This window comes from Pseudovibrio sp. Ad37, from assembly GCF_001623075.1.
Taxonomy (GTDB): domain Bacteria; phylum Pseudomonadota; class Alphaproteobacteria; order Rhizobiales; family Stappiaceae; genus Pseudovibrio.
This window is the reverse complement of record NZ_LMCF01000190.1, coordinates 1-19,343: the sequence shown is the minus strand read 5'-3', so window position 1 is coordinate 19,343 and position 19,343 is coordinate 1. Positions and strand designations below refer to the sequence as shown.

Annotated in this window: 13 protein-coding genes and 2 pseudogenes; 8 read left to right on the top strand and 7 right to left on the bottom strand. The window is 49.9% G+C overall.

Translation table 11 applies throughout. The features are described 5' to 3' along the window. Window positions 1-24: 24 nt before the first annotated feature. Window positions 25-8,292: a non-ribosomal peptide synthetase gene (locus tag PsAD37_RS21030; protein WP_244272553.1), complete on the bottom strand. Its 8,268-nt coding sequence runs from the start codon at window positions 8,290-8,292 to the stop codon at window positions 25-27. Between the two features lie 420 nt (window positions 8,293-8,712). Between PsAD37_RS21030 and PsAD37_RS21025 the strand changes: the two genes are divergently transcribed. The 5 genes from PsAD37_RS21025 to PsAD37_RS21005 are packed head-to-tail and all read left to right on the top strand — an operon-like array spanning window position 8,713 to window position 13,284. Further along, complete coding sequence (locus tag PsAD37_RS21025) at window positions 8,713-9,957, top strand: MFS transporter (RefSeq protein WP_063297804.1); 1,245 nt, start codon at window positions 8,713-8,715, stop codon at window positions 9,955-9,957. A 35-nt stretch (window positions 9,958-9,992) separates the two neighbouring features. Beyond that, window positions 9,993-11,039 (top strand): GSCFA domain-containing protein, encoded by a 1,047-nt coding sequence (locus PsAD37_RS21020; protein WP_063297803.1) that lies wholly within the window; start codon window positions 9,993-9,995, stop codon window positions 11,037-11,039. After that, window positions 11,008-11,721 carry a hypothetical protein gene (locus PsAD37_RS21015; RefSeq protein ID WP_063297802.1) on the top strand — a complete coding sequence of 238 codons (714 nt, stop codon included), beginning with the start codon at window positions 11,008-11,010 and terminating at the stop codon, window positions 11,719-11,721. Before PsAD37_RS21020 ends, PsAD37_RS21015 begins: the two co-directional genes overlap by 32 nt. Continuing rightward, window positions 11,678-12,349: a hypothetical protein gene (locus PsAD37_RS21010; protein WP_153039828.1), complete on the top strand. Its 672-nt coding sequence runs from the start codon at window positions 11,678-11,680 to the stop codon at window positions 12,347-12,349. Before PsAD37_RS21015 ends, PsAD37_RS21010 begins: the two co-directional genes overlap by 44 nt. Before the next feature lie 23 nt (window positions 12,350-12,372). Further along, the gene (locus tag PsAD37_RS21005) at window positions 12,373-13,284 is read left to right on the top strand and encodes a TauD/TfdA family dioxygenase (RefSeq protein WP_063297800.1); all 912 of its coding nucleotides are present in this window, start codon (window positions 12,373-12,375) and stop codon (window positions 13,282-13,284) included. A gap of 742 nt (window positions 13,285-14,026) precedes the next feature. Here the strand turns inward: PsAD37_RS21005 and PsAD37_RS29275 are convergent. Both PsAD37_RS29275 and PsAD37_RS20995 read right to left on the bottom strand, forming a co-directional pair. After that, window positions 14,027-14,371, bottom strand: a pseudogene (locus tag PsAD37_RS29275) (transposase); the annotation flags it as partial. A gap of 407 nt (window positions 14,372-14,778) precedes the next feature. Further along, the gene (locus PsAD37_RS20995) at window positions 14,779-15,006 is read right to left on the bottom strand and encodes a hypothetical protein (RefSeq protein WP_063297798.1); all 228 of its coding nucleotides are present in this window, start codon (window positions 15,004-15,006) and stop codon (window positions 14,779-14,781) included. 235 nt (window positions 15,007-15,241) lie between these two features. Here PsAD37_RS20995 and PsAD37_RS20990 point away from each other — a divergent pair, with 235 nt between their 5' ends. The 3 genes from PsAD37_RS20990 to PsAD37_RS20980 are packed head-to-tail and all read left to right on the top strand — an operon-like array spanning window position 15,242 to window position 17,571. Continuing rightward, window positions 15,242-15,928 carry an IS6 family transposase gene (locus PsAD37_RS20990; RefSeq protein ID WP_063297797.1) on the top strand — a complete coding sequence of 229 codons (687 nt, stop codon included), beginning with the start codon at window positions 15,242-15,244 and terminating at the stop codon, window positions 15,926-15,928. Window positions 15,929-15,950: 22 nt separating this feature from the next. Next, entirely contained in the window at window positions 15,951-17,126 is a 1,176-nt protein-coding gene (locus PsAD37_RS20985) for a polymorphic toxin-type HINT domain-containing protein (RefSeq protein ID WP_063297796.1), read from the top strand. 13 nt (window positions 17,127-17,139) lie between these two features. Further along, window positions 17,140-17,571 (top strand): hypothetical protein, encoded by a 432-nt coding sequence (locus tag PsAD37_RS20980; RefSeq protein WP_063297795.1) that lies wholly within the window; start codon window positions 17,140-17,142, stop codon window positions 17,569-17,571. Window positions 17,572-17,728: 157 nt separating this feature from the next. Here PsAD37_RS20980 and PsAD37_RS27855 read toward each other — a convergent pair. The 4 genes and pseudogenes from PsAD37_RS27855 to PsAD37_RS20960 all read right to left on the bottom strand — a co-directional run. Then, window positions 17,729-17,977 (bottom strand): annotated as a pseudogene (locus tag PsAD37_RS27855) (ISKra4 family transposase); the annotation flags it as partial. A gap of 46 nt (window positions 17,978-18,023) precedes the next feature. After that, the gene (locus tag PsAD37_RS28190) at window positions 18,024-18,455 is read right to left on the bottom strand and encodes a hypothetical protein (RefSeq protein ID WP_063297793.1); all 432 of its coding nucleotides are present in this window, start codon (window positions 18,453-18,455) and stop codon (window positions 18,024-18,026) included. Continuing rightward, window positions 18,452-19,027, bottom strand: a complete 576-nt coding sequence (locus PsAD37_RS20965) for a recombinase family protein (RefSeq protein WP_244272552.1) — start codon at window positions 19,025-19,027, stop codon at window positions 18,452-18,454. The genes PsAD37_RS28190 and PsAD37_RS20965 overlap by 4 nt, the downstream gene beginning before the upstream one ends. A gap of 102 nt (window positions 19,028-19,129) precedes the next feature. Further along, window positions 19,130-19,343: Tn3 family transposase (locus tag PsAD37_RS20960; RefSeq protein WP_153039757.1), on the bottom strand; the 214-nt coding region annotated here is incomplete at its 5' end.

Genomic DNA, 19,343 nt, shown 5'->3' with positions numbered 1-19,343 from the left:
TGACGCTGACAATCTGCTTCTGCGTCAGGAATATTCTTCGGCTGCTTCCAGCTCTTCAAAAATGTAATCGAGTGTCTGCTCAATGGTGGGGCGTTCGAAAAAGATGCGCAGCGGCACTTCCATTCCCAACACATCATGCATTTGGGCAATAATGCGTGTGGCGCGAAGAGAATGTCCGCCAATGTCGAAGAAATTGTCGCGTATGCCGACACGCTCCAGCTGCAGCACCTCGGCCCAGATACGCGCAAGCTCCTCTTCCATCGGGGTTTCAGGGGGCACGTAACTGGTGATCGGCTGAACACTGCCGCTATCGGGCTCAGGAAGCTGGCTACGGTCTATTTTGCCGTTAGACGTCAAAGGTAAGGTATCCAGCTGCACATAGAGCCCCGGCACCATGTACTCGGGTAATTGACTGGCGAGGATGGTACGCAATGCAGCGGGATTTAGCGAGCCAGCGCCTTTATCAGGGCATACATAAGCTACCAACTGCGTGTCTTTGGCCTCATCCTGATGGGTCACGACTACAGCATTGGACACGCCTTCACTCTGACACAAGGCCTGCACGATCTCGCCGGGCTCAATCCGATAGCCACGCACTTTGATCTGGAAGTCATCTCGCCCCAAATACTCGATGGTGCCATCTTTCAGATAGCGCCCAACATCACCAGTCTTATAAAGGCGCTCTCCAGCTTTGAACGGGCTATCAATAAAACGTTCTGCTGTGAGTTCAGGGCGGTTCAGGTATCCGGTGGCAACACCTGGCCCAGCAACATAAAGATCCCCCGCCACACCGGGAGCAGCAAGTGCCAGATGCTGATCTAGAACATGCATAGTCATGCCCGCGATGGGGCGACCTATCGGAACAACTGGCGGATAATCTGCGTGATGTTCAACCTCTTGCGCCGTGCAATATATGCTTGCCTCAGTAGGTCCATAAAGGTTCTGCAGGCGTACGGGCCCCAGTACTTCGAAACAGCGCTTTGCCAGATAGGAAGAAAAGGCCTCACCACCGCACAGCACCGAACGCAAGCTCGAGCAAGTGTCAGCCCCTTCACAAGACAGGAAGAAGCCCAACAAAGAAGGGACAAACTGACAGACTGTGACCTGATACTCACCTATGAGTTCAACCAGATACGAACCTTCCAGTAAGCGGGAGCGGTCTGCCACAATTAGGCTTGCACCACAGGTAAGGCTGGCGAATATCTCAACCACTGAGATGTCAAAGGTAAGAGAGGTGGACAGGAGAACTCTGTCTTGCTGCGTGATTTGTCCTTGCTGTTGGAACCATGCAACGAGATTAGCCGGACCTTTGTGCGGTACCATCACGCCCTTAGGTTTGCCCGTGGTGCCAGAGGTGTAGATCACATAAGCTGTGTCTTCGCGGGAAACCGATGCATTTAAGTTGTCTTCGCCAAGCGCCTGCCAGCATGGGTCAGGCTGATCAAGATTGATCAGCTTCTCAGAAACACCCATCTCTGCCATTTGAGGCAGGGTTAGATCATCACACAGAACCAGAGCCGGAGCGCTGTCTTCAATCAGGTAAGTGATCCGCTCGGAGGGATAGGTTGCATCAATTGGGACATAGGCTGCGCCGGTTTTCAGGATGGCGAGGAGCGCGATGACGGCATCAGCGGTTTTTAGCATGCACACCGCAACACGGTCTTGATATCCAACGCCTTTGGAAACCAGGTATCTGGCAAGCTTGTTGGCACGGCTGTTCACCTGAGCATAAGTGAGTTGGAGTTCTTCACTGATCAAGGCAACCTGACCACCGTGCGCTACAGCAGCGGCTTCAAAGCCGCCATGGAGGGTGTTTGAGCTCTCTAAAAACTCTGCCCCTGCTGCAAATTCAAGGAGCTTGGTCTCCAGATCCCGATCCAAACCAACAAGTTGATGTGTTGGTGTCGTTTTAGCTTCTGGATAGATTTTTGTGAGGTGTTGCAGCCCCTCCAGTGTCATCCTTAAAAGCGCAGATGCATTGCAGCCATGTGGGGCCTGTGTCTGGACTTTGAATGTTCCCCCGAAGTCATCAATTGTCAGGTTAAACGGGTAACTGGTGCCATAATGGCCGGTGAGGTACGTGGCGCCTGGTAAGTCGCGGTGAGAGGTACCTTGAGACCCATCCGACAGAAGCTCGGCATGGCGAAAGTTAATCAGCGAAGTGATGAGTGGTGTAGTACGGTCCACCCCACTGGCTTCAATCGCATCGGTTAGCGAGGAGAACTCATGGTGCATCAGATCGATAAGTATCTGGTGAACAGCACGAAGGGCGCTCACCCAATCCCTGTCACCAAGCTGGATGCGCAAGGGGAGGGTGTTGATGAAGGGACCCAGTATCCGCTCAGCATTTTCAAGCCCTTGCAATCGTCCAAGGAGAACTGTGGCAAAGCAAATATCTTCCTGACCAGAACACCTTGCCATGACCAGAGCCCAGACGAAGTGAAATACTGAAGCTGTACTCACCCCTAATCGGCTGGCAAGTTCTCTGATGTCCGCAGTGAGCGCGCTGTCGGTACTGGTGCTATCAGTATCCAGATCTGCGCCATGAACATGCTCACCTGTAAGGCCAAAGGGCGCTGTGGCGCTTTCAAATCCACTGAACAGGTCATGAAAGAAGTTGCGTGTGTCCTCCTTGCGGGTCTGCTCCTGTTGGAACGCAACATATTTTCCAAACTGAACAGGAGCAGGCAACGCCTCACCTTGCTCCATCATGAATGCTTTGACCTCAGCGTTCAGCTGCTTGAGTGATGTGTTGTCGTCGATAATGTGGTGGAACAGTTTAAGAGCCAACCAGCGTTTGTTGTCAGCATCATAGCAATAATGAACGCGAAGAAGAGAAGGTTCGCGAAGATCAACTTTTGTTATTCGGGGATCAAATAAGGCCTGAAGCTTTGCAACGACATCTCCAGTACCTTTGAGGCTATCAGTATCCAACTCACAGGTTTTCAGCTTAACATTTTTCAGAACAACCTGAAGTGGCTGTTCCAGCCCTTCGGACACAAACACTGTGCGCAAAATGTCGTGGCGATCCATAACCTTCTGTAGGGCCGCAAGATAGCTCTGCAATGCTTCAGCGGTCTCAAATGCCATCAGGCTCCAGAGCAGATAAGGGTCCCCTTGTTCTGAAAGCCGATGATGGAAGTAAATGCCTTCCTGTAATGGTGTCAGAGGGTAAATGTCTTTTACATTTTGGATGCCACCGGGCACCGAGCCTGCAACATGCTCGATCTGCATTTGCGAAAGGCCGGAGATAGACATTGGGCTTTGGTTGGTGCCGGTTTTTCCAGCAGTTGCGCTCTGTTGAACGCTGGATTGAATGTGTTGCGCAAGATCCTTGAGCACTGGCCTGCGTAGCAAATCCACCGCTGCCAGATGGAAGCCTTTGGCATGCATGGAGGCCTGCACTCTTGCAGCTAAGAGTGAGTGACCACCCAGTTCAAAAAAGTTGTCAAAGCGGCCAACCTGTTTGACCTTTAAGATATCCGCCCAAACCTGAGCTAATAGCGTTTCGCGGTCCCCCTCTGGACTTACGAAGGTTTTGCTTTTGGTCTGTGTAACGTTGTATCTTTCAAGCGCTATGTGGTCCAGTTTACCGTTTTGGGTCAGCGGTAGCGCCTCTAACTCTACGAATACTGAGGGCACCATGTAGTTTGGCAGAAGATTAGCTGCAAAAGAATGTAGCGCGCTGGAATCCAAGCCTGTTCTTTGTGCCACGGGCACATAGTAGGCGACCAACAGGGCATCGCTTGTGGCCACATTTCTGCAGGTGACAACAACGTGCTGAAGCTCATCGTGGGTGGCGAGAGCGGCTTCGACTTCGCCCAGTTCGATGCGGTATCCGCGTACTTTCACCTGACTGTCGTTGCGGCCCAGATACAACAAGGTGCCGTCAGTTGCATACCTAGCCAGATCCCCTGTTCTATACAGGCGATCACCGGGTAGAAACGGGTTCTCAATGAACCGCTCCGCGTTTAAGGCAGGACGGTTAAGGTAACCTCGTGCAACGCCAGCTCCACCGACATATAACTCTCCGGCTGCACCGAAGGGCACAGGCATGAGGTTATCATCCAATACATGAAGGCTCAGGTCATCCAACTGGCGACCAATGGGACTGCCTTCTGAATAGTGATGAATGTTCTCAGCTGTGAGCTCTTTGTAGGAAACATGTACGGTGGTTTCTGTGATCCCGTACATGTTCACCATCTGACAGCCCGCATTAACAGGATTGTCAAACCAGTTCTTGAGCATCGGCGTTGCAAGGGCTTCACCACCAAACACCACTGAGCGCAATGCATGAGGCGTAACAGCTTCGGCCTGTGCCGCCATGAAAGCACGAAAGGCAGAGGGTGTTTGACTGAGAATTGTTACCCCTTGTTTGCAGCACGAAGCGTAGAACTGAGCGGGATCACGGCGCACATCCTCTGGCACAATTGCAGCAGAGCCGCCCGTAGAAAGAGCTCCCCATATCTCCCAAATCGAAAAGTCAAATGCGTAGGAATGGAAGAAGGACCAGACATCAGAAGATGTGAAGTTGAACAGTGGCTGGCAGGTGTCAATCAATCGGGCAATGTGCCGATGTTCAATTTGAACGCCTTTGGGTTGCCCGGTAGATCCTGAAGTGTAGATGACATAGGCAAGATCCTCAGCGCAGACAGGCTCCAGCGTAGGACCCATCGGCACTGAATGGTCTGTGGTTTCTGCAAGATCTTCAAAAGCATAGAGATTTTGATTGTCTGGCAAACTTGCAAGAGATTGGTGCGTTGCACGGCAGCATAAGATCAAATCTGGCGCACTGTCCTGAAGAATAAAGGCCATTCGCGCTTCTGGCAGTGCGGGATCGATTGGAAGATATGCTCCACCAGCTTTCCAGATTGCCAGCAGTGCCACGATCAAATCGGTGTTTCGTTCCATACAAACGCCGACCAGCTTCTCTTTACCTACACCATGAACACGTAGCTTCATGGCCAAACATGAGGCTTGCTTTTCTAATTCACCGTAGGAAAGGGATGTTTCGTCCTGAAGGATGGCGGTGTGCTGAGGCTGGGATTTTGCGAGCTGTTCCAGTCTATGGACGACCGCGCTTGGCGCACTGGTCTTGGTCGGTTGGGTAGGCGCGCTGAGCGAGAGCAGATGCTTTCGTTCTTCTTCGCAAACTGCGCTGAAACTGGCAACTGACAGGCTCGGCTCAGATAAACACTGCTCCAGCAATGCGAAGAAATTTTCCTGCATGCGTTCTATGGTTTGAGGCTGAAAGAGGTCAGTTGCATAGTTCCACAAAAGAGTCAGCGCCGGGATATCAGAGCTGTCAGAGGAACGAGGTAGAATAACCACCTCAATATCAAATTTGACAGAGTTGTTGCTGTAGGCTTCGTACAGCGATACGTTCAGATCATTTCGTGCGAGCTCTGGTACCTTTGAGTTGTGGTAGCTAAAACCAACTTGGAAGATGGGGTTTCTGGAAAGGTCCCGTTCAGGCTGCAGCGCTCGGACAACTCGTTCAAACGGCACTTCTTCATTGTCATAAGCATTGGAGAGTGTGCTTCGCAGTCGGTTCAGATACTCGGAAAAACTTGGGTTGTTAGACAGATCGGAGCGAATAACGACACTGTTCACAAACATGCCCAGCATATGTTCTGAAAAGCTGGTTTTCCGGTTTGCGACGGCGCTGCCTGTGAGTAGATCTTTTTGACCTGTGTAGCGGGAGAGTAGAAGATGGAAGACACCGAGAAGCACAGTATAATCTGTGTGACCACTGGCCTTACAGTAAGCTTCCAGTTTTTGAAGCAGCGTCCCTGTTAGTTCCAAACGGGACTGTTTGCCTTTGAACGACATGGTTTCTGGGCGCGAGGCATCTGTTGGGAGAGCGAGAGTAAAGTTGGCGCCTGAGAGTTGCTCTTCCCAATAGGCCAGCTGTTTTTCATAGGTTTTTTCTGCATCTTCACTCTGCTGCCATCCCACGTAATGCCGGTACTGGGCAGGGACAGGAGCGAGATTGGGCAGTGCTCTATCTGCGAAAGCCTCATAAGCCTCTAGGAACTCTGAAAGAAAGATATTCGCGCTCCAACCGTCATGAACAAGGTGATGTTCAATGTGCAAGAGTGCGGAGGAGTCATCATCAAGCTTGAACAATACCCAGCGAGCCAATGGCAAGCAGCTGGTGTCAAAGGGTTTTGAGACCTCGCGATCGACAACCTTCCAGAGCTCTGGGCTATCCATTGAGGTGTTCAGGTCCACCAGATCCAATCGGGCAGGCACAGGTTGATGAACTTTCTGATAGGTCGTACCAGAAGCATCTTCGTGAAACGTGGTGCGAAAAATCTCATGACGCTCGACAATCAGGTCCAATGCTGACTGCAATGCGGATGCATCTACTTTGCCCTGCATCCGGATCAGGCATTGAGCGTTGTATGCAAGAGAGCCCGGCGTTAGTTTTTCCAGTAACCACACTCCGTTTTGTTGATGAGAAACGGGGAAGGTGGTTCTTTCCAGATCATAATCAGTCAAAGACCTCTCGGATCTGTCTGGTTCTTCTGAAGTTTGGATTTTTGCCGCGAGTTCGCTGAGTTTCTTTCCGGTAAATACATCTTCTAGTGAGAGGACTGGACCAAACCGTTCACGGCACCGCGTAAGAAACTGAACAGCATCAAGGGAAGAGCCTCCCAGAGTTTGAAGTGTGTCATTACAAAAGACCGTTTCGACGTGGAGCAGATCTTTCCAAAAGCGAGTCAGAATCTGCTGCGTTTCTGTGCTTGGAAGCTCATTTGACTGCGCGCCGCGGGCATATCTGTCAGGAGCTGGGAGTGCTTTTCGATCTATCTTGCCATTTACATTTAGAGGGAACTCATCGAGGTGAATAAACGCGCTCGGTACCATATAGTTTGGCAAGAAGGCGGAGAGGTTCGTTTTAAACTCTTCTACCCCAGGGACAAAAGCACCATCTCGCGAAGTGAAATAAGCGAGGATTTCCGGGTCCTTCGAGTAGGCTGTTGTCGCGGTAACATGAGCGTGCTCTATGCATTCAAGCTTAGAAAAACACTTCTCAATTTCCTGCAATTCAACACGATAGCCACGCACCTTGACCTGCTCATCCAGACGACCGAGGAACTCCAGCGTTCCATCTGCAAGTCGTCGCGCGCGGTCTCCTGTGTTATAGAGCCGACCAGTTGCAATGCCGGGGACGGAACGGAATACTTTCGCAGTAAGATCTGGCTGGTTCTTGTATCCACGGGCTAACCCGATACCACCCAGCCACAGGGTGCCGACCCCACCATCTTTCACTTGTTTCAGATCATCATCGAGAAGATGGACATCAACGTTTGAGATCGGCTTGCCTATCGGAACTGTATCCGAACTACCAGTCTCACCGCTGCTCTTGTAAAGTGTTGCGCATACAGTGTTTTCAGTCGGACCGTATGCATTTATCAGGTTAACGTGCCCGGACCAGCGTTCCACGAGTGACCACGGCATTGCCTCACCCGCGACCACCACTGTCTTTAGGCTCGAATAATCCAACGGGTCCATGCGACTGGCAAGAGAAGGAGGCACTGTTAGATGAGAAATACTTCTATCTTTAACAATGTGCTTCAATGCATCTCCGGCTAACAGCGTGCCGTCGGGTGCAAAATGAAGCTGAGCTCCGCAACACAAACTCACCAGAATTTCGGATATTGACGCATCAAAACCTAAAGATGCGAACTGAAGGACGCGAGAAGTCTCATCCAGACCAAAACAGCGTGCTTGTTCAGAGACTAGATTTAGCAGACCACGATGTTCAACCATGACACCCTTGGGCTGTCCCGTAGAGCCTGAGGTGTAGATGATGTAAGCAAGCTGATCTGGTTTAACCGATTGGTTTGTGCTGCTAGTGAAGGGAGTTAGATCCAGTTTAGAATAATTAACGATCTGCAATGAGTTCGGTATCTCGGCAGACAACTCCTGCACAAGAGAAGCTGTTTCGTCAGTGCACACAACGACACTGGCCTTGCTGTCCTTAAGCATGAACTCAAGCCGTTTGCGTGGGAGATTATTGTCCAACGGGACATAAACTCCTCCAGCTTTATGAATGGCAAGCAACGCTATTATGGCTTCTGGAGTGCGAGGCATACACACTGCAACAGTAACTTCGGGCCCAACCGCGTTTGATTGCAGAACGCTTGCAAGTTGATCTGTTGCGGTAAGCATTTCGCGGTAACTGATAGTCTTTCCATCCCCCACTAAGGCTGGATTTGAAGCATTTTTCGTCGCAACTTGTTCTATGTGCGACACGACATTGCCTAGGTCACCTGGGTTCATCGTAACCTGGTTGCGAGGATTGGTTTCTTCCATGAAACAACGATCATTGATTGTGCGATTGAATAAAAATTTATATTACTGAGAGTTATTTGCACTTACTCTCAGTCCATGCGTCCGTTTAGATCGGATTCAGGGAAGTAAAGATGAATTGTATTCATTAAGTCCTCGGGTATTAAATTTTTAATTGCTCAAACTTTCTTTCTAATATATCACAAAGTCAAGTTATAATTCGAATCTGAAGGCATCTTGTTAGCGTGCTGGGGAAACAAATGAACCACTCATATTTGAGGGAAACCATCTCTTTATTGATATGATCGACAAGCTAGGGGGGCTGGTCGAGCAATGATTGTGAAGTTTTCTATTACAACTAAATCGCTGCGCAATTTCCGCGCCGAACGTCTTCATTAACGAGCAGGTTTTATGTTCATGCCCGTACCAAGTCACCGGCAATCATTTCTGCGTCAGTTCTGGGTACTTCCGAGACCAGCAAAAACTATTCTGGTTGGCACCTTTTGCGCACGCTTTGCATCGTTCATGATCTGGCCTTTCTTCGCGGTACTCATGGCACGAAACTTCGGAACCTCTATTGCCGAACTTGGGGTAGTTTTTTCGCTGTCGGCGTTTGCTGCGCTTATTGCTTCGCCTGTAAGTGGGATTATAGCGGACAAGTTGAATCGTCGCGCGATCATGCTGATCAGTGCTTTGAGCATCTTAGGGCTCTATTGCGTTCTGACGTTTGGAAGGGATGAACAGATCTATTTTGCGGTCATCGTGGGCATGTCCGTTGCCAATGGTGCACTCGAGCCACTTTTACGATCTGCATTGGGGGACTGCGCAGCGAAGGATGAAGACCGACCACTGCTGTTTCACATACGCTACTATCTGGTCAATATCGCAGGTGCGTTAGGGCCTTTGTGCGGGCTATGGTTTGCAAACCAAAACTCAAACTTCGCTTTTCTGGCAGGTGCGGTTGCGTACGCTGTTCTCGCGCTCTGCATAATGAAAAGTGTCGCGCCAAGCATTGTTGTCACAGACAGGGAGGAAATGCCGATTTCGACACTGTTAAAAACAGCAGTAGTGGATCGGCTTTTTCTGACATTGTTTATCTCAAATTTCTTCCTGGTCATCTTGTACGCACAAATAGATGAGCCCCTAACATTTTTCCTGATGTCTCTCGAAACGCCTGACATCAATGGGATTATTGCCTCGATCAACGTTACCAACACGAGCGTCGTTTTGATCGTCCATCTGTTCTTGATGAAGTGGCTGGTTGAGCTTGAAGAACACAAGGCCATTCTGGCTGCTTTCTTTTTCCTGATGCTTGGTCTGCTGGTGATCGCTTCCAATCGCTCTGAAATTAGGGAGTTGTGGCTTGTTGCGATAGCACTTGCGACATTGGCGGAAATTATCGCCATGCCTTTGTTTGCCACAGTGGTGGATCGCACCGCTCCTGTGCGTCTTAGGAACAGCTATATGGGCCTTTATATGCTTTCCAATGCGGGCGCTGCTGCGGTGCCATTTGCTGCAGCAATGGTGATTGAACACATCGGTGGAGGGCCATTGTTCCTCACATCCGCGATAATGTGCGTACCGGTTGCTTACTTGGGTTTCCGGCTGCTCAGTGCAACCAGACAAAGAGAAAAAATTGCGGAGCAGGCCAGCTGAACCGCTGACCCATCTCATGTGAGGAGTGGTGTGAAATGAACCCGTACAGTTCGCTGGCTTCCAACAAATTCTGGCGCCCATCGGTCGCAGAGCGAGACTATTTCTCGATCTCGCAGGTCTGGACACCGAAGTTTAAGATACAGAAAGATGCGGCCATAATAACTGCCGGGTCTTGTTTCTCTCAGAACATGGGCAAAGAACTGCAGCGACGAGGGATGAACTGGCACAATGCTGAACCCGCACCTGACGGTTTAAGCGCTCGGGAAGCCCTTGATCACAACTATGGCGTTTTCTCATTCAGAACAGGAAACATCTATACCGCACGTTTGTTGTTGCAATGGCTCCAATGGGCTTTTGATGAAGTCCCCCAGTCTAAAGAGACTTGGAATAATGGAGAGCGGTACTTCGATCCATTCCGGCCCAATATTTCCCCAGATGGCTTTGAAAGCCCTCAAGCCATGTGGGCATCACGTGAAGACACCCTTGTGGCTATTCGCAAAGCGATAAGCTCTGCTGATCTGTTCGTGTTCACTATGGGTTTGACAGAGGCATGGCTCAATACCGCAACAGATGTTGTCTATCCTATGTGCCCTGGCACAGTGAAAGGCCGGTTTGATGATAGATTGCATAAAGCACATAATTTTGCCTTTGCAGAAATACTCTCTGATTTTCAAAAATGTATCGATCTTATAGGAAGACACAATCCCAACCTGCGTCTGGTGTTTACCGTTTCACCGGTTCCGGTCACAGCGACATTCACGACGCATCATGTGCTAACAGCTTCCACCTATACCAAGTCTGTTCTGAGAGCTGTGGCAGGGCAGTTGGAAGCCACTAATGAGAACGTCGAGTATTTTCCATCCTACGAACTGGTTGCTTCCCCTCCAATGAACGGAGTGTTCTACAACCCCAACAAGCGCACGATTACACCAACTGGCGTTCGATTTGTAATGGGTCATTTCTTTAAGGGCATTTCGTCTGCTCTTCAGACGCATCAGGACCAATCAGAAGTCAGCACGCAATCACTCCTGCCAACTGAGGATATCATCTGTGAAGAAGAACTACTCGACTATTACAAATGACATTCAGTTCTTGTTGTTAGGAGACTCCCACGCTGGCGCAATTGGGCGTGCGGCCAAAGAAGTTGGGATTCCGTTCGTTGGTGGTCCGATGGGGGCAGGGCGCGAGTTCACAGCTCCTTTTGTTGACTGGAATAACGAAGATCCGGTTTTCCGAAGTGGCTATGCCAATGAAATGTATCGGTCTTTTCTGGAGGAACTCACAGCTAACTCGCTGCAAGATGTGAAAATTCCACTGCTCTGCACTTTCGGCTTTGCGCTGCATTTTTACGCAACCTCCGAAAACTGGGAGATATACAGGGAGGGCGACGGAACGCTGCCATCAGCCTTTCTGGAAGGCCTTCTGTTTCATGACCTTATCTGTGCAATGGCACAGGGCGCTTTGGATTTTTACTGCACCATTCTCAAAATGGGAGTTGAGGTGTTTGCCGTTCTTCCTCCCCAGAAGGTGCCTGAGACTTCAGAGCCAAGTGTTTTCCAAGCAGCGCAAAACGTGTTGTTTGCAGAAGCAGAACGCTTGGGTCTTCCGGTTCTGGACGTTCGTGATGGTACTACGGGTTTTGATAAACTACAGCGCGAAGACTTCTCGCAGGAAAATGACCCGATTCACGGGAATACTGCATTTGGGCAGGCTATTTTGAATGCGTTTGTCAGTCAGAGGGTATCAGCCCATGTTGGTGCGTGATTTGAAGCAAGAACACATTGAGGCTGATCTGACGAGCTGTACCATGTCTTTGTTGACCGATGGTACGGTTCAGAAGCTCCATGCGTACATGGGGCGAACAGTACTGGTGCTTGGAATTGAAGCAGCACAGATGCGTGGGGAAAATACGTGTGAGCTGGAATGCCTCAAAGAGCTGCATTGCAAAGCCGCGATTAGGGATATGCCGGTTTTAGAGCATTGGCTCGATGCGTTAGAAGGCGCCTATTTAGTCCTGTTTCGCCTTGCGTTTGTCGCGGAGAAAACCTACCGCGTTTCACACTCCAGTGCCCTTGAGTTTGCCGCGGGCAACAAAGATATGATCGAGAGCGAGTTTGGCTCTGCGGAAGCTTATGCTGATTATTATGGCACTTTAAACAGCGAAGCCAATACCAAGGCGTTTGCGCGAGCAAACGCGCAAGTTCATTCCAACATAAACGCCAAACTGTTTACTGATGGCTCGCTGCAAGATGCAAACACGACTGCTTTACTCAGCCTGTTTAAAGCTTCGGCCTATGCCTTTGCGTGTGCTCATGCATTTGGTGAGTTGGAGAGGCGTTACTGTGAGGCTCGACAGCACCTCGTTAGATGCCTTCGAACTGTTATTGTTTAACTATTTTCCAAGGAGAGAACTTCATGCATGAACATGCTCTGACAGCTATTGAAAGTATTGCCGCAGCACCTCGAGAAACCTACAGGCGTATTCAGCTGGACCGTCTTACACCGGTCATTGGCGCTGAGGTCTGCGGAGTAAATCTATCTGATGGCGTAAACAAAGAGCAGTTTGCAGAGATTCACCGTGCGTTTCTTGAGAATCATGTTCTGGTGTTCCGCAACCAAAAACTCACCAAAGATCAACAAAAGGAGTTTGCCCGGCAGTTTGGTACACTGCGTGCTCTTCCGTTGAGTGACATTGATGGTGATGATCCAGAGATTGTCTTAATCCGTGCCGGTAAGAAATCTCGCTTTGTTGCAGGAGAGGTTTGGCATACAGATGGTACAGCTGATCCTGCCCCTTCGCATAGCTCGATGTTGTACATGCATGAGACACCTGAGCTTAGATGCGGTGGGGATACCGTGTTCGCGAACATGCATCTGGCCTATGAGATGTTGTCGCCTGAGATGAAAGAGTTCTTACTTGGGCTGACTGCAGTTCACGACGGAGCCGTGCCGTGGAAGGGCTTCACGCCGCCAGAAGGGCTACCTAAAACTGAGCACCCAATAGTTGCGAAACACCCTGAGACAGGCAAGCCAATGCTTTTTGTGAACTCGGGTTTTACAACGCATATTCCGAGTTTATCCGAGGACGAGAGTGATGCCATTTTAAAGATGCTCTTTCAACTCGTTGAACGCGAACAGGCATTGAATTGCCGTATACGTTGGGAGCCGGGGACATTGGTGTTTTGGGACAATCGTTGCACGCAGCATCGCGCAGTCTGGGACTATTACCCATACTCCCGCTTTGGCGAACGCGTAACTGTTTTGGGCACTCAACCAGCCGCCGCAAAACCTCACCTAATCATGAAGGAAATGGAGTTGGCAGACTGAGTACCACGCAACACGACTTCATTCGTTTGAAGGATAGGGTCTCTGGCCCCTACCAGTTAAGTATTTTTATCTTAAGCCTTAAAAGCGTTCACCATCAGGTCTGATAAATGTCGGAACTCCGCCTAAATATATCGGCAACAACATTTGTTGCAACCAAGCAGAACTGGTGGGTAGGGCGCAAGGCAGGAATGTCATGAGTGGCAGGGAGCTTACACCTTGCCGCAGCGCTCTGGCCCTGACGGACGAAGACCCTACACATCGCAGGACGACAGGGCAAAAAGGAGAAAGGCACTGCTGAAGGAGCTTTCGGGGACGATGAGTCTGCCAAGTGTGCGGATCACACTTAAGCACGACGCCAGCGGCAGCAGTGCTGACCAAAGCTGCCATTCGCTGCGGTGCAATAATCTAACTCGACATCAAGTCTTAGCTGTTCTGGCTTGGGCCATATGTATGGACCGCCTGCATTTCGCAAGAGATTTTTTACTTTGAATCTTGAAGTCGCTACTATGTATCCGACCTGTTTATCGGCGCGCGGGCCGTGGCCTTGATGGTAATACACACGTACTGACAGTCTAATTACCAGACAGGTTACTTAAAGCCATTTTGGCCCTTTGACTTTTGGTGCGTTCTTTCTTCCGTTCTATGCTTATGCTCTGTCGCGAACTTTTAAGGAGGTTCTGGTTAGGTCGCCTCCATGTCAGTTTTTATGGCTGTCAAGCTCCCTGCAATTATACAATACGCTTTAGGCGATCCTTGTCGGCTTATTGGCCAAGGCGACGGACAGTTTATTCTTATGCATTCGCTTGGATGCCCGCTCCAGCCAGTCTCCGAAGCTTAGATTCAGCCAAAGTTTCGGTCGCATCAAAAAAAAAGTGTGCCGCCTGCACCAACAGCATGCGTAAATAGCGATTTCCGGCTTTCGATATTTTGCCTAGGATGGGTTTGTCTCCTGTACTGTACTGTACTGCCGGGGGACTAGGCCCAACCAAGCGCCAAGGTCTCGTCCGCGTTCAAAAGCAGATCCGTTGCCGATGGCGGCCACCAGCGCGGTGGAGATGATAGATCCGATGCCGGGGATACTCATCAGCAGTTGGCAGCCAACTGCCTTGCCTGAGAGGGGGAATCTGACCAGCTCTGCGGAGAAACTCACCATGGGATGAACGATCTGGTGACCAAGTTTGAGTGAGACCTTCTGGTTGAATGCACACGATCTGGACTTCAGTGTACCAAGACTCAAGGCAAGGTTCTGGGACATACCCCGATATTGTAAGCGGTACAAAAAAGAAAAAGCACGGAAACTGCTTGCTGCAGAACGATTAATATTGGCTATTGCGCGTATTCTTAAAAACAGTCAACAAGCCATCATGGACATCAAAGATTTGTTAATCACATAAATCCAACCCAATCTCTTTTACCATGATCTCCTCACGAACAAGAGGGGATCATAATTTCCATCGCAGGGAAAGGGTTTGATTTATATTCCAAACCGACGATCTAGCTGCAGGCCTTGATCAGAATAGGGAAATCAACCAAGTGTTCGGAATCTGCAATTTTGATATCCGTTACATATCCATTTACGTTTGTTTTGGCTTCAAGTAAGCGAACAGGTACTCCGCCTGCAGCCTTGCTGACTTCCTCATCGACTTCTTTGATTGTCAGCCTTGGAACTGCGAAGGAAAGCTCACGGATACTTTCACCAGCTCTTTTGCGGCGCTTTGCCATTAAATTATCTCCAGTGATTTTGGGGGTTAAGGTGCTTCCGTAACGCAATTTGAATCGCTGTAGTATACAGTTACCTGGATATCACCAGGTGCAATTGGGATGAAGAGCTTGGACTGGCTAAGTCCTGGATAGACAAACATTCCGCGGTTCTGTCGCAAAGTTTAATCGGTTTTCTGCTCCCGTATTTTCGGGTACAATCAGCTTGCTCTGAATTCATGGCTTGAGGCTTGTTGCATTGATCAGTTTTAAAGGCGTCCAATACCCAAAAGATGCGATCTTGTATGCTGTTTTTTTCTACGTCCGCTATTCGGTTTCCTACCGCGAACTGGAGGAAATCATGCAAGAGCGCGGCGTAGAAGCTGACCACGCTACTCTCAATCGCTGGGTTGTAAAATATTCACCGCTGATTGCAGACGAAGCCAGGAAGAAAAAGCGAAAAGTTGGAACCTCATGGCGCATGGATGAAACCTACCTGAAGGTCAAAGGTGAATGGGTTTACCTGTACCGTGCCATTGATAAACATGGTGATACCGTTGACTTTATGCTCTCAAAAACCCGCGATGAAGCAGCAGCGACTACGTTTTTTGAGAACGCCATTGGCAGCAATTTATTGCCGGAGAAAGTGGTGATGGACAAAAGCGGAGCCAACCGGGCTGGGCTAATTAACATCAACCTCTATTTGCTTCTTGCTGGCTATTGGTGGTCTTTCATTGATATCTTGCAGGTTAAATACCTGAATAATATCATTGAGCAAGATCACCGCTTCATCAAGAGGCTGACCAAACCAATGATGGGCTTCAAGGCCTTTCATTCAGCTCAAGCGACAGTTGCTGGTATCGAGACCGCTCATCTGATCAGGAAAGGCCAACTGGATCAGCAGGTCGTTCCAGCCTACCGTCAGTTCATGGCGCTCGCAGGATAGTTGCGCCTGCACCCAAGGTGTATTGCAAGCAGGCCACAAGTTTGCGACAAAACCAGCTTATGGTTACTTAAAAGCACTTAATGACGGAGACTACGAGGAAGCTGGGCGAATTTACTCAAGCTTCGCAATTGATCTGGTTGTGAAAGTGGGTAGTGCAGGTGCAGGTGCAGCCCTCACAGGCTTGAAAATTGCTAAGAAACTCAAGAAGATCACTAAGCCTTTCGAAGACCGGAAGAAAGAGAGAACTCGGGAGAAATATGAAGAAACGGCCTCAAATAGGGGATGGTGCTCATTCCATGGCGATACGCTGGTCGCGACGGATGAGGGTCTGCTGCCAATCCGTGATGTGACGACTGAAATGTCCGTTGCCTCGCGTGATCCGATGACCGGCGCGATGAGCATGAAGCCGGTTCAGGCGCAATATTCTAACCCATATGACGAGACTGTTTCTGTTAGTATCCGTGATGTGGATACTGGCGCTGAGCAAACCATCGTCTCAAACCGCATTCATCCGTATTTTGTGCAGACAGAACGCAAGGTGGCGAGCAGCTCCGAGGGTCATACCTACATTGGCCCGCTGAAAAATGGCCATTGGGTTGATGCGGCAGAATTGCAAGCTGGTGATCGGCTGCTGAATGACGACGGCACATGGGCCGAAGTGGTTGGTGTCGAGATCGAGGCCAAACCGCTCACCGCCTACAACCTCACGGTTTCTGATTTTCACACCTATTTCGTTGCCGCTAATGAAAATGCCGCACCGGTTTGGATGCACAATAATTGTGTAAACGGGTCGACAACTCTTCCGAACGGGAGACAAGTAGATATCCGTATAGATGACAGTCGTGTGGATCATGTGCTGAAGGGCGATGTTGGGCCAAATGGTCCGACGGGAGGCCATTCAACCAATTCCGGTAGTGTGCAAACGGTCGGGCAAGTTGAGGTTGGTCATGGTGGGGTTCGTCGCGCACAAGTCGAAATTCATGGGCAACCAAAGTCTAATAATGGTGGGGTTACAACGCTCTTCCCAGATGGCTGGAGTGATCAGCGAATTGTAACGGAGTTCTCGCAGGGTCTTCGGACTGGAGCGACCTCCACCGGACCCGGTGGCAATCCAAGGGTTGTGACTCCAAGCGGCGTAACTGTAGAATACGTTAGAAGTGGCGACAGGATCGTCACATTCTATCCAATATTTGAGTAAAGAGGCCATCTTGATGCGCGAAGTTACGGATGATGATTGGAAAGAGTATACCTTTCCAACCGCAACAAATTCCATATTGGCAAGCATTATGGATGGGCAGCCCTGCGCATTCCATTTGTATTGGGTATCAATGCTATACAAGCGATATCGTTTAGGCGACTGGAATGGAGTGGTTCCTCTTGCGTCGGCGCTTGCAGATCAAGAAGTGTTGATAGGTTACAATGACGATTATTGTATATTCCACAAAGATCATGAAAAGTTTGGCCGAGCAATTTTGGAAGGGGTTAGCCCCTACAATCCTAGAGCGTTTGTGTTTTTTGATTATGCTACTCTGCAGATAGCATTTGACGCACTAGATGCGGATGAGCAATTGCCCTACATCCCAACGTATTACGCGCACCCACATGACCGACATGATTATAAGACCGGCGCACATATGTGGTGACGCGCGTTATTCCGTTGGTTCTGGTTCCTGATACTTCGGCATAGCAACAGCACAATACCAGTTGCCTTGTTCACTTTTGAATGTTGTGGCGCGGAGGGGATTGCCAACTTATTTTGAGTAAGTTGCATAAGGGAGAGTATTCAAAAGTGTGGGGCACTCAGGCCGCGAGTTTGTCGACTGCCGGGCCTTGCGCCTCAGCTTTTATGCCGGGATACCACAGTTCGAACTTCTGCCTGAGCGTTCCGTCCAGCGCCCGCGTACGGGTCTGCAGCAGGAGATGCGCGCCAGATTTGGACCAGCGCATTTGCTGACGTTTGCCAAAGCGCTTGCCGACAACCGCATTCACCGTGCTTTCGACAAAACCGGTAGAGACCCGCTCGCCGTAACGCCTGCGCTCCGCGTAGTTGGCCCTATGGGCACATAGCTGCGTATTTGGCCATCTTGAAGAACAATCAGGGAACTTTGGTAGTTGACTGAAGCAGCACGCGGACCTGCTCGGGCGAGAACTTGAACGACCTCCCATCAGAGATCCGTGCTGCTGTGATTGGGTATTTGGGTCGTCTTGTATCAAGGCCAGTAATGCGGAAGTGTTCTTCGCCATCGCTAAATATTTGGTCGTAGTTTTCTTTCTTCAAACCATATCTTGAACACAGAAGTTCAAAGAGTTCTTTGTCTAAATCCTCATCCTGGCCCTCTGCTACCGGAACCTTTACCCGCAGCGCCATTTCAAAAGCATCGCCTCTGGACTTGAGACGCTTCCCACCTTGCTCAACTTCCAGCCCATGAGTTTCAGCAATTTTACGACAGGCTTTCAGCATTTCCTGCTCAAGGGTTTCGCTCAGGCGGGGTGTGATGCGCACGTGTTTTTCACGTTGGCTGGTCATCGGTTCTTTACCTTGTAAACTGTTCCTCGAGAGACGCCGAGCTCTCGGGCAATTTCGGTTGGACTCTGGCCAGCAGCAAGCCGCATTTCAATTTTCTTTTTATCGATCTGTGGCGGACGGCCTTTATAAACACCCCTTGTCTTTGCTGCCGCAATCCCCTCTGCTTGACGCTCTCGCCGCAGATTGGTCTCAAACTCTGCAAAGACACCCAGCATATCGAAAAAGGCTTTGCCAGCAGCCGTTGAGGTATCCACGGGCTGCTCGGTTGCATAAAGATTAGCCCCCTTGTCTCGCAGCCACTGCACGATGATCTGTAGGTCATGCATAGACCTGGCAAGTCGGTCAATACGTGTAACCACCAGAGTTTCGCCGGGATGAATGAAGTCCAAGATTGTTTGCAACTCAACACGATCCTTGAGAGAACCGCCGCTTCGTTGCTCGGTGCGGATCAGATGACACCCTGCTGCTTCCAGCGCGAGAATTTGCGCTTCCAGATTCTGATCAGTGGTAGAGGTGCGCGCATATCCAATGCGGGACGTAGATCTGTTCATTTTGGGTGTGTTACTTGCCATTTTTGTTCAATAACACAGATCAAACCCAAAATGAACAAGGATCTGAATGCAATAAGTGTTCACCGGTGCCGTCTTTATGGGTACACTCAAAATATCACCTAGTCATGCAGCCAGCTTACTTTCAAAGTCTATGCGCTGTTCCAGATCAAGCTCAAATCGGCCATAAGGATTGATGTGACTGTATATCAGCGGTGTCAGACCTCGGTAATCTTCTGCGGCAAGTCGGCCAGCCCAAACAGGATCTGAAAGCACCGATTGCACCATGCGGGTGTTGACGTAAACCAGCGAGGCCTGCAACAGGTGCAAAGACAGGGCC

Coding starts and splice junctions, on each gene's coding strand:
- PsAD37_RS28190 (WP_063297793.1), bottom strand. CDS start 18,455: ATGACCAGCCAACGTGAAAAACACGTGCGCATCACACCCCGCCTGAGC.
- PsAD37_RS21020 (WP_063297803.1), top strand. CDS start 9,993: ATGAACCCGTACAGTTCGCTGGCTTCCAACAAATTCTGGCGCCCATCG.
- PsAD37_RS20995 (WP_063297798.1), bottom strand. CDS start 15,006: ATGGCAAAGCGCCGCAAAAGAGCTGGTGAAAGTATCCGTGAGCTTTCC.
- PsAD37_RS21010 (WP_153039828.1), top strand. CDS start 11,678: ATGCGTTTGTCAGTCAGAGGGTATCAGCCCATGTTGGTGCGTGATTTG.
- PsAD37_RS21030 (WP_244272553.1), bottom strand. CDS start 8,292: ATGAACCCAGGTGACCTAGGCAATGTCGTGTCGCACATAGAACAAGTT.
- PsAD37_RS20980 (WP_063297795.1), top strand. CDS start 17,140: ATGCGCGAAGTTACGGATGATGATTGGAAAGAGTATACCTTTCCAACC.
- PsAD37_RS21025 (WP_063297804.1), top strand. CDS start 8,713: ATGTTCATGCCCGTACCAAGTCACCGGCAATCATTTCTGCGTCAGTTC.
- PsAD37_RS20965 (WP_244272552.1), bottom strand. CDS start 19,027: ATGGCAAGTAACACACCCAAAATGAACAGATCTACGTCCCGCATTGGA.
- PsAD37_RS21005 (WP_063297800.1), top strand. CDS start 12,373: ATGCATGAACATGCTCTGACAGCTATTGAAAGTATTGCCGCAGCACCT.